The following is a 12,730-nucleotide window of genomic DNA, read 5'->3' on the forward strand; positions in this document are numbered from 1 at the left end:
ATCATTCATCAAGTTCGGGCCTCCTTTTGGCAGAGTCTGAATGTTATTTTCATAACGATAAAGAATGTTAATGAGCAGACAACCGCCATGCATGGAGCGCCGCATCCGCAGTTCGGCGGCGCCGAGTTGACATGATAATAATGCAATAAAAAACTATATCAAGGGGAGTTTGCAATGATGATGGAAACAGTCTTGTCTCGTTCTTTGCGTTTGATGTTTACGGGGAGCGCCGTCGTCGCTGGCCTGGCCATGCTGGCCCAGCCAGCCATGGCACAACAGAACGATGCACCCATGCAGCGTGTCGAAGTCACCGGCTCCGCCATTAAACGGATCGATGGTGAAACCTCGGTGCCGATCACCATCATGAAAATGGATGACCTGAAAAAACAGGGCATTACCACCATCGAGCAAGTCATGTCGAACCTGAGTGCCTCGCAGGCATCTCAAGGTACCAGCCAGGTCGTTGGCCTGGGTACCGGCGGCGCCTCGTTCGCCGACTTGCGCGGTATCGGCGCCAACAAGACGCTCGTCTTGCTGAACGGCCGCCGCATGGCCAACAATGCGCTCGACGCTTCGGCGCCCGACCTGAACATGATCCCGTTTGCCGCGCTCGAACGCGTCGAAGTGCTGCGCGATGGCGCGTCGTCGCTGTACGGCAGCGATGCCGTCGGTGGCGTGATTAACTTCATCACGCGCAAGGACTTCCAGGGCGGTATCGTCAGCATCGGTGCCGATATGCCGGAACAATCGGGTGGCTTCTCCAAGAATGCCAATATCGGTTTTGGCTATGGCGACCTGGATAAGGATGGCTTCAACATCTTCGGTATGCTGGATAACCAGAGCCAGCGCGCCATTACCGGTACCCAGCGCAATTACAACAAGCGCTATCCAGGTGGCATTTCGCCTACCACCAGCCCCGCCAATTACTACCAAGATGACCAGACCGGCAATCCGACCGCGCCTAGCTGCGCTGCGGGCACCTTCCTGATACCGAGCGGCGATGGCACCAGCTGCAATATGTCGACCTCGAACTTCGTGGACTATGTGCCGAAAAGCAAACGCACGACCGGCTTGCTCAAAGGCGTCCTGAAGCTGAACGCGAATCATGAGATGAGCCTGGAATACCTGAACAGCGAAAGCAAGGTCTACAGCGCCATCGCCCCTGTGCCCTATGGTGGCCTACGCCAGAACCGTACGCGCCTCGATGGTTCGCCGAATCCGTACTACCCGGGCAATGGCAACTTCACGCCGAACATTCCGCTCGACGCCGGTTACGTCGATCCGAACTTCATGCCTGCCGGTGTCAATCCTGGCTTCGTGAACGTCAAATGGCGCGATTTGCCGAACGGTTCGCGCGCTGATGAAAATATCAACAAGCAACAGCGTTTCGTCGCTGGCTTGAACGGCAACCTCGCTGGCTGGGATTACAACGCGGCACTGACCTTCAATGAAAACAAGGTCGCTGTGAACCTGATGGGCTACAGCGATGGCGGCATCATCACGAAGGGTGTCTTGAACGGCATCATCAACCCATACGGCGAGCAGGATGCTGCCGGCATGGCCTTGATCCAAAGTGCTGCACTGAACGGCAATGTCCGCAATGCCAAGGGCACGACCAAGGTCGCCGACTTCAATGCGAGCCGCGAGCTGGGCGACTGGCTGGGCGCTGGCCGCGCTGCCGCTCTGGCTGTCGGCGCGCAAGTGGGGCATGAGAAATTCCTCAGCACCGCCAATGCGGAATATGCCGCCAAGGTCGTCGCCAGTACCGGCATCGATCCGGAAACGCACGACGAAGGTTCGCGCACCACGCAAGCCGTGTACGCCGAGTTGAACGTGCCTATCTTCAAGACACTGGACGTGACGGCCGCCGTGCGTTATGACCGCTACAGCGATTTCGGCAATACGACCAACCCGAAAGTGGCGTTCCGCTTCCAGCCAACGAAAGAAGTGCTGTTCCGCGGTTCGTACTCGACCGGTTTCCGCGCGCCATCGCTGTACGAGATCAACTCCTCGCAAACGTACACCAATACCAGCCAGCGCGACGATCCGGTCAATTGCCCGGATGGTACGCCATTGCCCGGCAAGCCTAAGGCAACGAATTGCCAACAGCAATTCCAGGCCTTGTTCGGCGGTAACAAAAAGCTGTCGCCTGAAGAGTCGCGCAACATTACCTTGGGCGTCGTCTTCGAACCGATCGCCAACCTGAGCATCGGCATCGATTACTGGGATATCAAACTCGACCATTCGATCGGCAGCCTGGCGGAAGACGACGTGTTTGGCGACCCGGTCACCTACGCGGCCGTATACCACCGCACGGCGAACGGCAACCTGGCTACCGACGGTTCGCAATGCCCGAATCCGGCCACCTGCGGCTATGTCGACCTGCGTACCCAGAACCTGGGTGGCGTGAAGACCCGCGGCCTCGACTTGAGCGTCAACTACCGTTTGCGCACCAGCGACTTTGGCACGTTCGCCTTGGTCACCAACAGCACTTACGTCAACAAGTACGAGTATCAAAGTGCCGAAGGCGGCAAATGGAAGCAGAACGTCGGCGTCTTCTCCGGCGCCGGTCCGATTTTCCGCTGGCAGCATACGGCCAGCGTGAACTGGAACAGCGGCATCTTCAGTGCCGGCATGTCGGGTCATTACAAGTCTGGCTACCTGGATCAGGATGAAGAGCACAAAGTGGCGTCCTACACCACCTTTGATGCTTTCGGAACGGTTGCCGCCACGAAGAACGTGACCTTGACCGTCGGCGTGCGCAATCTGTTCGACCGCGAACCGCCACTGAGCTATCAAACCACTACCTTCCAGGCTGGCTATGATCCACGCTATGCCGACGCCATTGGCCGTACCGTGTATCTGCGCGGCAGCTATACGTTCTAAGCTGCTTGCAGGCTGAAAGCTGAAACGCCCGGGTGAAAACCCGGGCGTTTTTTTTGCCTGGCCGTGCGGCACGGCCGATGTTGCTTATTTTCCGCGCGCCGCCATCGACAGCGCCACCGCCTCGGCCACCTTGATGCCGTCGACGGCCGCCGACAGGATGCCGCCCGCATAGCCGGCGCCTTCGCCGGCGGGGAACAGTCCCCGCGTGTTCAGGCTTTGCAGGTCATCGTCGCGGCGCTTGATGCGGATCGGCGACGAGGTGCGCGTTTCCACGCCCGTCAGCACGGCGTCGGCCTTGTAGTAGCCCTTGATCTGCTTGTTGAACGCCGGGAAGGCTTCGCGCAGGGCCGTGATCGCGTATTCGGGCAAGGATGGCGCCAGGTCGGTCAGGTGCACGGCCGGCTTGTACGAGGGCACGACGCTGCCAAATTCCGTCGAGGCGCGGCCAGCCACGAAGTCGCCGACCAATTGTCCTGGGGCATCGTAGTTGCCGCCGCCCAAGGCAAACGCGCGCTCTTCCAGCTCGCGCTGCAGGGCGATGCCGGCCAGCGGGTCGCCCGGGTAGTCGGCGGGCGTGATGCCGACGACGATGGCGCTGTTGGCGTTGCGTTCGTTGCGCGAGTACTGGCTCATGCCGTTCGTCACCAGGCGGCCCGGCTCCGAGGCGGCCGCCACCACGGTGCCGCCCGGGCACATGCAGAAGCTGTAGACGGAGCGGCCATTGCTGGCGTGGTGCACGAGCTTGTAGTCGGCCGCGCCCAGGATTGGGTGGCCGGCGCTGGGGCCGAAGCGGCAGCTGTCGATCAAGGATTGCGGGTGTTCCACGCGGAAACCGATCGAGAACGGTTTCGCTTCGATGTATACGCCGCGTTTGTGCAGCATCTCGAAGGTGTCGCGCGCGCTGTGGCCGATGGCCAGCACGACGTGGTTGCTGGCGATGGTTTCGCCATTGTCCAGCACCACACCGCGCACCTGGCCGCCGTCGGCGCCGGGCACGATGTCGAGATCGACCACTTTGCTGCTGAATCGGTACTCGCCGCCCAGCCGCTCGATATTCGCGCGCATTTCTTCCACCATCTTGACCAGGCGGAAGGTGCCGATGTGCGGCTTGCTCACATACATGATTTCCTCTGGCGCGCCGGCCTTGACGAATTCCGTCAGTACCTTGCGGCCGTAATGCTTGGGATCTTTGATCTGACTGTACAGCTTGCCGTCCGAAAAGGTGCCGGCGCCGCCTTCGCCGAACTGCACGTTCGATTCCGGGTTCAGTTCGCGCTTGCGCCAGAAGCCGAAAGTGTCGACCGTGCGTTCGCGTACCTGCTTGCCCCGTTCCAGGATGAGCGGACGCAAGCCCATCTGCGCCAGGATCAGCGCCACGAACAGGCCGCACGGGCCCGTGCCGATAACGATGGGACGCGGTTCATTGCTGTGGCCGGCCAACTGCTCGCCGCCGGCGACGAATTTATAGTCGGTGTCGGGCGCGGGCATCAGGTGGATATCGTGGCCCAGGCGCGCCAGCACGGCCGCTTCATTCTTGACGTCCACATGCAGCGAGTAAATCAACACCACGGCGCTGCGCTTGCGCGCGTCGTAGCTGCGCTTGAAGACGGTAAAGCCGAGCAGTTCATCCGCGGCAATGCCGAGGCGCGCCAGGATGGCGGCCGGCAGAGCCGCTTCGTCGTGTTCGAGGGGGAGTTTTACTTCGTTGAGTCGCAGCATGATGTCTATCCGAAAAGTGCAGGGCTCCGTATCTAGCGGAGAGTGGGCAGCCGGCGCATGGCGCGGCGCAAGGCGGCATTTTACTCCTTCCAGCAAGCAATGTATTGCCTGTGGCGCCCCTGCGGGGAAGCGGATGAGTGCGGGAAACGCCGTGCTGGCGCAGGCTGCAGAGCCCCGCCGGCGGCGTATCGCCATGTTGATGCTGCCAAAAAACAACATTTCAGCAAGGCCGCTGCCGGCGCCGTCAGGGCGTCGCGCACGGGTCCCGCCAATTTTCCATTTGCTGCATTTGCACAATCACACTTGGACAGGGGGAATCGGTTTTTTTACCAAGTCTTAAGACAGGTAAAGAAGCGTGATTTGGTGCAAAGTTGTAACAGTGTTTTGTAAAAATACCATTAGTTTTTTGCTGCATTGCAAGGTAAATATCATTGCACCAAAAAAGGGCGGTTGCGCACTAATTTGGATGGTTCTCGCACTATTTCCGAATAAGCTATGGCATAAAACGTGATTATGGAAATTATCCTGTTGTTTTAAAGTTATTGCCCTCGCCTAATAAATTGACATCGCTCCGTGCCATATGGTTCCATGTAATGGCTGCGTCACATTTGTAACGTGTGGACACATTTATCAGGAAAACCTTTACCCAGGGTTTCCTCAAAAAAAATTCAGGCACATGCCCAGAAGGAGTTTTTTACATGAAGTTACGTATCAAACCTATGCCAGTTGCGATCTTGCAAGTCATTGCAAGCGGCGCATTCTCCGTCGCCGCCATTGCCCCGGCAATGGCACAACAAGCAGCCGCAAGTGAGCCTGTGCAACGGGTCATTGTGACTGGTTCGATGATCAGCCGCGCCGATACCGAAACCGCCACGCCAGTACAAGTGGTCACTGCGCAGGACATCCAGCGCAGCGGTAAAACCTCGATCGCTGAACTGCTGACCGACCTGGCCTCCAACGGCGCTGGTACCCTGGGCACTGGTTTCAGCGGCGCCTTCGCCAACGGCGCTTCCGGTATTTCGCTGCGCGGCCTGACCGTGGGCGCGACGCTGGTACTGCTCGACGGCCATCGCGTGGCGCCATACGCACTCGGCGATGACTCGCAACGCTCCTTCGTCGACGTCTCGAACATTCCACTCGACGCCATCGACAGCATCGAGATCCTGAAGGCCGGCGCATCGTCGCTGTACGGTTCGGATGCCGTGGCCGGCGTGGTCAACATCAAATTGAAAAAAAGCTTCCAGGGCACCCGTTTTGCTGCTGAAGCTGGCAAGACGCAGCACGGCGGTGGCGCAACCCAGCGCGCCTCGCTGAGCACCGGTTTCGGCGATCTCGATACCGATGGTTACAACATCTTCGCTACCGCCGAGTGGCGTCATCAGGGCGCCATCAAGGTGGCCGACCGCGCCAACAACGACTGGGCTAACCGCGACTGGCGCGGCCGTGGCGGTAACGACCTGACCCTGGGCGTGCCAACCGGACTGAACGCCTTCCTGACGCAAGCCAGTTCGCCTTACCTGTATAACCCGAGCGGTGCAGGCGGCGCCAACAATGCAGCCAACTTCTCGTTCCTCGATGCGAACTGCAACTTCGCCAAGTACCGTGCCGGTCAGTGCGCAGTGACGGACAATTCGTCCTTCATCCAGCCACAAGTCGATAACATCAACGTCTTGGTTGGCGTCACCAAGAAACTGGGCGGCGATTGGGAACTGGGCCTCAAAGGTTCGTACTTCAAGCGCGACAGTTCCAACAACCGCGGCGTGCCACCGGTCTTCTCGACCGCCAGCTTCGCCGGCAATAACGCACTGAGCCCGGACGGCACCTTGCGTCCTGCCGTCGGCGCCATTTCGTCCACGACGTTCGCTCCTGGCGCAGCAGTCGGCGCGGGCATCATCAATACCTTGCCGGGTGCTGCACGCCTGTATGGCTACATCCCGGGCACGGCTCCTTCGCAGACTTCGGACAATACCGCCACGGCTACCCGTTTCGCGGTGGACCTGAGCGGCACTGCTTACGGCTGGGACGTTCGCGCCGCCGGCGGCGTGACCGAGTCCAAGGTCGCCATCGACTACAGCGGTTACGTCGACCGCAACGCTCTGTACAATGCATTGAAAGCTGGCACGTTCAACGTTCTTGGTGGCAACACGCCACAGCAGATCGCTGCCGTGTCGCCGACGTTCTCCAACACGAACGATTCGAAGCTGAACTATATCGACGCGACGGCCAGCCGCGAACTGATGCAACTGGGCGCAGGTCCCCTGGTCCTGGCAGCCGGTTTGCACTATCACAAGCGTGAGTGGAATGCTCCTCCGTCGTCGCTGACCGCGAACGGCCAGGTTGCCAGTACCTCGGCTTTCGTGTTCGGTTCGGAAACCAACACCGCCGTCTTCGCCGAGTTGCAAGCAACGCCGATCAAGAACGTGGAAGTGGGCCTGGCCGGTCGTTATGACCATTTCGACACCTACGGCAATTCGTTCACACCGTCCGCCAACATCAAGTGGACGCCGACAAAACAGTTCGCCCTGCGCGGTAACTTTGCACGCGGCTTCCGCGCGCCAAACCCGGCCGAGTCGGGCAGTGCCGGTTCGTTCTTCCAGTACCACGCGATCAATGATCCGATCCTTTGCCCAACCAGCAACAAAGCCGCCGTTGGCAGCGTACCGGTGTTCTGCGCCTTCACGCCGGCATTCGTCCAGCAAACGACCAAGAATCTGTCGCCGGAAAAATCCAAGTCGTTTGACCTGGGTATCGTCCTGGCGCCGGTCCCTGGCCTGGGCGCAACGCTGGATTACTACAAGATCACGCTGAACAACCAGATCGTCAGCGCCGCAACCAGCGATCCTAACTACGTGCCGGCTTTCGTTCGCGGTGCGCCGGTTCAGATGGAAACCGTGCAAGCCGATGGCACGACCAAGTCGGTGCTGTCGCCGGTTGGTCCGATCCTGTACGGTACGTCGGGCTACATCAACGCCGGTGAAACCACCACCAGCGGTATCGAAGCATCCGTCAACTACCGTTTCCGTCTGCCGGGCGAGCTGGGCACGCTGCGCGCCGATCTGAGTGCAGCGCATACCTTCGACTACACCCAGAGCGTGAATGGTGTCAGCTATCAGCTGGCCGGTACCCAGGGCCCGTCGGGCGTGGGCGGCGCAACGGGCAATCCGAAAGATCGCGCTCAGTTCTCGCTGAACTGGACCCGTGGTCCGTTGGATATCACCACGAGCATGAACTATACCAGCTCGTTCTCGACGCTTGACCCATCCGTTGACTCCAACGACTGCGCGAAAACCGGTGTTTCCACTGGTGGTCGCAACTACTTTGCCGGCCTGGTTCAGCCTGGCTACTACTGCCACGTCCCTTCGTTCACCGTGACCAACCTGAACGTGCAGTACAAGCTGTCGCCGAACCTGATGCTGAAAGGTACGATCCTGAACGTGTTCGACAAGGCTCCGCCGATCGACGTCGGCACCTACGGCAACGCGGGCGTGCAGACTTCGTACAACGCATCGCTGCATCAAGCTGGCGCGGTTGGCCGCTTCTTCAGCCTGGGACTGGCATACACGTTCTAATATAGTAAGGTGAACATCGCGGCAGCAATGCCGCTCCGTTCTTCGAAAGGGCGGGATGGCTGAAAAGTCATCCCGTCCTTTTTTTGTGCGTATTTCTTCCTCTCCTGTCTCGCCGCCATGCGCGGGCCGACTTCCGGCCTCGTATTCGGCCATGTTGCTGAAAGGTGGCCGTGCCTTGCCTCGCATATCTGATCTCGTCCGCGTGCGGCGGGCCATCGATTTAACAATTTACCCTGCAAGCCTTGATATTTGACGGAAAGGCGGGCGGGGGCAGTATTTCATTTCGATAGTTTCGCTGTTGTCCATTAAAAATATTGTTTTAAATCAATTCATTTCTTTTTTTGCAATTGCTGTGGCGAGATTGTGATGCGCAGGACGGTGTCAGGCGCAGCGTTTTTCAGTGTGTTTTCATTGGAGAAATGAACGTTGCCGAGCGCTGAAAAACGGCCGGAACGACGGCGCTGCGGCAGGCCTGTTTTGTCCGCTCGAAGCGGCATAAGTAGCTAAAAAAATACAAATATTGCCAAATTCCAATGTCAAAAAACAACAGAAAAAAAATATTTGACTGTTTTTTCTTTAATCCATTAAGGATTCGACCATGTTAATTGACAATATTTTTTCTGTTACAGATACTTACTTGTGTCAAAAATTTTGATACATAAAAGTGCCACATGAGCCACTGTGATCCAGTTGCCTGGTGTTCATTAAAATTACAAGTTGAGACTGCTAAATATGATGCTGAGTAAACCAAAATTAAGCCCAATTAGTAAGGCGGTGTTTTTTGCTTTGAGCGCCATTGCTACCTCCGCCCATGCACAAAACACGGGAGCTGCCGCAGAGCCGGTGATGCAACGTGTGGAAGTGACTGGTTCGAACATCAAGCGCATGGATACGGAAACCGCGTCGCCAGTGACCGTATTGCGCCGTGATGAAATCAAGGCCACCGGCGCCAATACCGTGCGCCAGATTCTCGATACCCTGACGTCCTTTGACAGCACGACCCTCAAGGATGACGGTTCCTCGTCCAGCTTTGCGCGCGGCGCGTCCGGCGCGTCCATGCGTGGCCTGGGCAAGAGCGCCACGCTGGTGCTGGTGAACGGCCGTCGCGTGTCGAACTATGCCTTTGCCGATGGCGGCAAGGAAACCTTCGTCAACGTCGATTCGATTCCTGCGGATGCGATCGAGCGTGTGGAGGTGCTGAAGGATGGCGCATCGGCCGTGTACGGTTCCGACGCTCTGGCCGGTGTGATCAACATCATCACCCGCAAGAGCTACCAAGGTGTCAGCGTCAGCGCCAATTACCAGCAACCTACCAGCGACAGCCTCGGCAAGCAGACGACCGTTGGTTTGCTGGCTGGTTACGGCGACCTGGAAAAAGACCGCTATAACGTCTTTTTCAACATTGAAGGCTACAAGCGCGAGGGTTATAAACTGGCTGACGTGATCGGCAAATTTCCTTCTTGGCACAAGAAAGTGGTCAGCACCGCTTTCGGCGATCCATCGCTGACGTCCTATCCCGGCAACTTGAACCAGGCCGCTGGCGGCGGCAACCCTGCCGTGCGCGAAGCCGTCAAGGGCTGCAAAGTCATCAATGCCACGGGCCTGTGCACCAGCGACCTGAACGGAATTAACCCATGGTCGGACGGTGCAGAGCGCGTCAACTTGTATAGCGCCTTGCACTTCAAGCTCAACGATACGACGCGCGGTTTTGCCGAAGTGTCGTACTCGGAAACCCGTACCAACTATGAGCCGCTGCCTTTCGGTATGGCAGCAGGTTCGCCATGGAACTGGTTCGATGGCAACAAAAAGCAATCGCAGAGCGTGCAGAAGCCAAAACTGCCAGCTAATTCGCCATACAATCCATACAACTTCCCGGTTGGCCTGGACTATCGCTTCATGGACAGCAACCTGGACTGGTCCGCGCCATCGAAAGCCACGCAATACCGCGTCATGGCCGGCCTGGAAGGCACGGTTGGCGCCTATGATTGGGAAGCAACGGTTGGCCGCACCGGCGGTGACGGCACGTCGCGCAACCGTGGCCCGCACCGTGACCGCATGCCTGCCGCCATCGTTAGCGGCGAGTACAAGCTTGGCGGCCAGAATAGCGATGCATTGTTGGCGAGCATGTTCCCTGTGATTGGCACCGATGCTGAACTGTCGACCAACTTCATCGAAGCGAAGCTGTCCGGTGAGCTGATGGCTTTGCCTGCAGGCCCGCTGGGATTCGCAATTGGTGCTGAAGTGCGCCAGGAAAAGATGTATATCAAGTCGCTCGATAACGTCATGAATGCCGAGATCATCAGCCAGGGTTCGCTGTGGATCGATGGTGAGCGTACGCTGAGCGCCGCTTTCATGGAATTGAACGCGCCGGTCCTCAAAGGCCTGGAACTGAATGGTGCATTGCGCCTGGATAAAGCGCCTGGCTTCTCGGCACACGTGTCGCCTAAACTGGGTGCCAGCTGGAAAGTCGTGCCGCAGTTGCTGTTGCGTGGTACGGTCGCCGGTGGTTTCCGTGCTCCAAATATCCCGGAAACTCTGGGTAAAGTAGGCTTGACGGGCTTCTTCAACAGCTCGCTGGATCCAAAGCGTTGCGATACTGCAACTGCCATTCGCGATATCCTGCGCAACGGCAATGCCAGCGACAAGGCTGATGCGACCACCGCGTACAACTCGGGTTGCCTGGCTTCGATCCCGGCCATGATTTCGTCGAGCTCGACCCTGAAGCCGGAAACGTCGCGCAGCATCACGGTAGGTTTCGTGGCTGAGCCGGTCAAGAACTTCACCGTTGCACTCGATTACTTCAAGATCGAGCGCAAGGACCAGATCGACTACCGCGACGTGCCATATGTGCTGGAACGTGAAGACAATGCCGGTTATTCGGACAAATTGGTCCGCAACCCGATCAGCGATACCGACCGTCGCCTCGCTGCACGCGCCAACACGCTGAAGCCAGGTTCGAACATCAGCTGGGGCGCGGGCACCATCCAGTCGCTGTTGCTGAGCTATGAAAACTTCGGCAAGACCGATTCGCAAGGTGTGGATCTGGACGTGAATGGCCGCATCTCGGCAGGCGAGTACGGTACCGTGACCCTGGGTCTGGCGAGCACCATTTCCCTGAAACTGCGTACCTGGGACATCGATGCCAATGAATACCGTCCTAACACGGTAGGCAATCTGAACGTTCCACGCGTCGTGTCGGTACTGAGCGCTGCATGGCGCAAAGGCCCGATGACGGCTGGCGTGCGCGTCAACTACACCTCGGCCCAGTCCTTGAACTACGACGAGACGGATGAAGCACGTTGGGGTGAAGCTGGTTGCCGTAAGGCACTGGCAGCACTGGACGCCAATGACCTGTCGTGCCGCGTCGCCAGCGATGTGCGTACCGATTTGAACTTTGCTTACACGGGCATCAAAAACCTGCGTTTGCTGGCGAACATCAACAATGTCTTCGACCGTGACCGTCCAATGAACGTGCGTACCGGCTACGTGCTGCGTCCACGCACCCTGAAAGTGGGTGCCGAGTACACGTTCTAATCAGACAGGCTGGACGGCGCCAACAAGGGTTGTCCTGCTGATCCGGCGTGACGCAGCTGCTACGTCGCGTCACTGGCGCAGTGCGGGAAACCGCACTGCGCTTTTTTATTTACATCCCGCCCCACAAGGCGCCCAGGGTGGCCAGCGCCGTCAGGCCTGCCGTTTCCGTGCGCAGGATGCGCGGGCCCATGGACAGGCCGATGGCGCCGGCGGCCAGGGCCGCTTTTTCTTCCGCTTCCGAAAACCCGCCTTCCGGCCCCACCATCACGGTGATCGCCTGCGGCGGCTGGTGGCGCGCCCAGTCGGCCAGCGACTGCTCCGCGCGCGGCGTCAAGATGATGCGTTTATGTAAATCCTGCTGACTGCTCCAGCCATTAAAATCCTGCAATGGCGCCAGCTGTGCCAGGCGGTTGCGTCCGCATTGTTCCGATGCGGAAACGATGATCGCTTGCCAATGCGCGAGTTTCTTCTCGGCCCGTTCGCTGGATAAGCGCACGACGCAGCGCTGCGCCGCCAGCGGCACGATGCCCGCCGCGCCCAGCTCGATGGCTTTTTCGATGATCCAGTCCATTTTCGACGCTTCCGGCAACGCCTGCGCCAGGGTCACGGCATACGGCAGTTCCGCCTCGCGCGCCACGTGCGCCTGGATTTGCGCCGTCACGCTGCGCTTGGCGACCGCCACCAGGCTCGCCTGCACTTCGCCGCCTTCGCCATTGAACAGGGTGATGACGTCGCCCGGCGCCAGGCGCACGACCTGGATATGGTGGGCGACAGCCTCCGGCAGCGAGACGGTGGCGCCGGCGACGAGCGGCTGGGGGCAGAAAAAACGCGGCATGCAAATCCTCAACGGGGGGTAAGTGGGGTGGAAAGACGTCAAAGTATAGCCATTTGGCGGGCCAGTACGCCGCAATTCTAATTTGCAGCCCCCCAGTCTGGTAAAATAGTTGACTACAGAAAGCAGCCGGCTTCCCTGTCCGCGCTGTTGCAAACGAATCCCAAACTCGCGACTGACCCACACCATC

At 58.8% G+C, this 12,730-nt stretch carries 5 protein-coding genes; 3 read left to right on the forward strand and 2 right to left on the reverse strand.

What is annotated here, in order from left to right:
* Nucleotides 1-192: 192 nt before the first annotated feature.
* Nucleotides 193-2,886, forward strand: coding sequence for a TonB-dependent receptor (locus ACQ4WQ_RS16620; RefSeq protein WP_436498507.1), 2,694 nt, complete (start codon nucleotides 193-195; stop codon nucleotides 2,884-2,886).
* A gap of 84 nt (nucleotides 2,887-2,970) precedes the next feature.
* Here ACQ4WQ_RS16620 and ACQ4WQ_RS16625 read toward each other — a convergent pair whose 3' ends face one another.
* The gene (locus ACQ4WQ_RS16625; protein WP_436498509.1) at nucleotides 2,971-4,605 is read right to left on the reverse strand and encodes an NAD(P)/FAD-dependent oxidoreductase; all 1,635 of its coding nucleotides are present in this window, start codon (nucleotides 4,603-4,605) and stop codon (nucleotides 2,971-2,973) included.
* Between the two features lie 698 nt (nucleotides 4,606-5,303).
* On the opposite strand from ACQ4WQ_RS16625, the gene ACQ4WQ_RS16630 reads away from it, so the two are divergent.
* Together ACQ4WQ_RS16630 and ACQ4WQ_RS16635 are read left to right on the forward strand one after the other, a co-directional pair.
* Nucleotides 5,304-8,174, forward strand: coding sequence for a TonB-dependent receptor (locus tag ACQ4WQ_RS16630; RefSeq protein WP_436498511.1), 2,871 nt, complete (start codon nucleotides 5,304-5,306; stop codon nucleotides 8,172-8,174).
* A gap of 732 nt (nucleotides 8,175-8,906) precedes the next feature.
* Nucleotides 8,907-11,708 (forward strand): TonB-dependent receptor domain-containing protein, encoded by a 2,802-nt coding sequence (locus ACQ4WQ_RS16635; protein WP_436498513.1) that lies wholly within the window; start codon nucleotides 8,907-8,909, stop codon nucleotides 11,706-11,708.
* Nucleotides 11,709-11,817: 109 nt separating this feature from the next.
* On the opposite strand, the gene ACQ4WQ_RS16640 is transcribed toward ACQ4WQ_RS16635, so the two are convergent.
* Nucleotides 11,818-12,543 carry a 16S rRNA (uracil(1498)-N(3))-methyltransferase gene (locus ACQ4WQ_RS16640; protein ID WP_436498515.1) on the reverse strand — a complete coding sequence of 242 codons (726 nt, stop codon included), beginning with the start codon at nucleotides 12,541-12,543 and terminating at the stop codon, nucleotides 11,818-11,820.
* Nucleotides 12,544-12,730: the final 187 nt, after the last annotated feature.

Origin of the sequence: Janthinobacterium goodfellowi, from assembly GCF_051380695.1 — a bacterium.
Classification (GTDB): domain Bacteria; phylum Pseudomonadota; class Gammaproteobacteria; order Burkholderiales; family Burkholderiaceae_D; genus Janthinobacterium.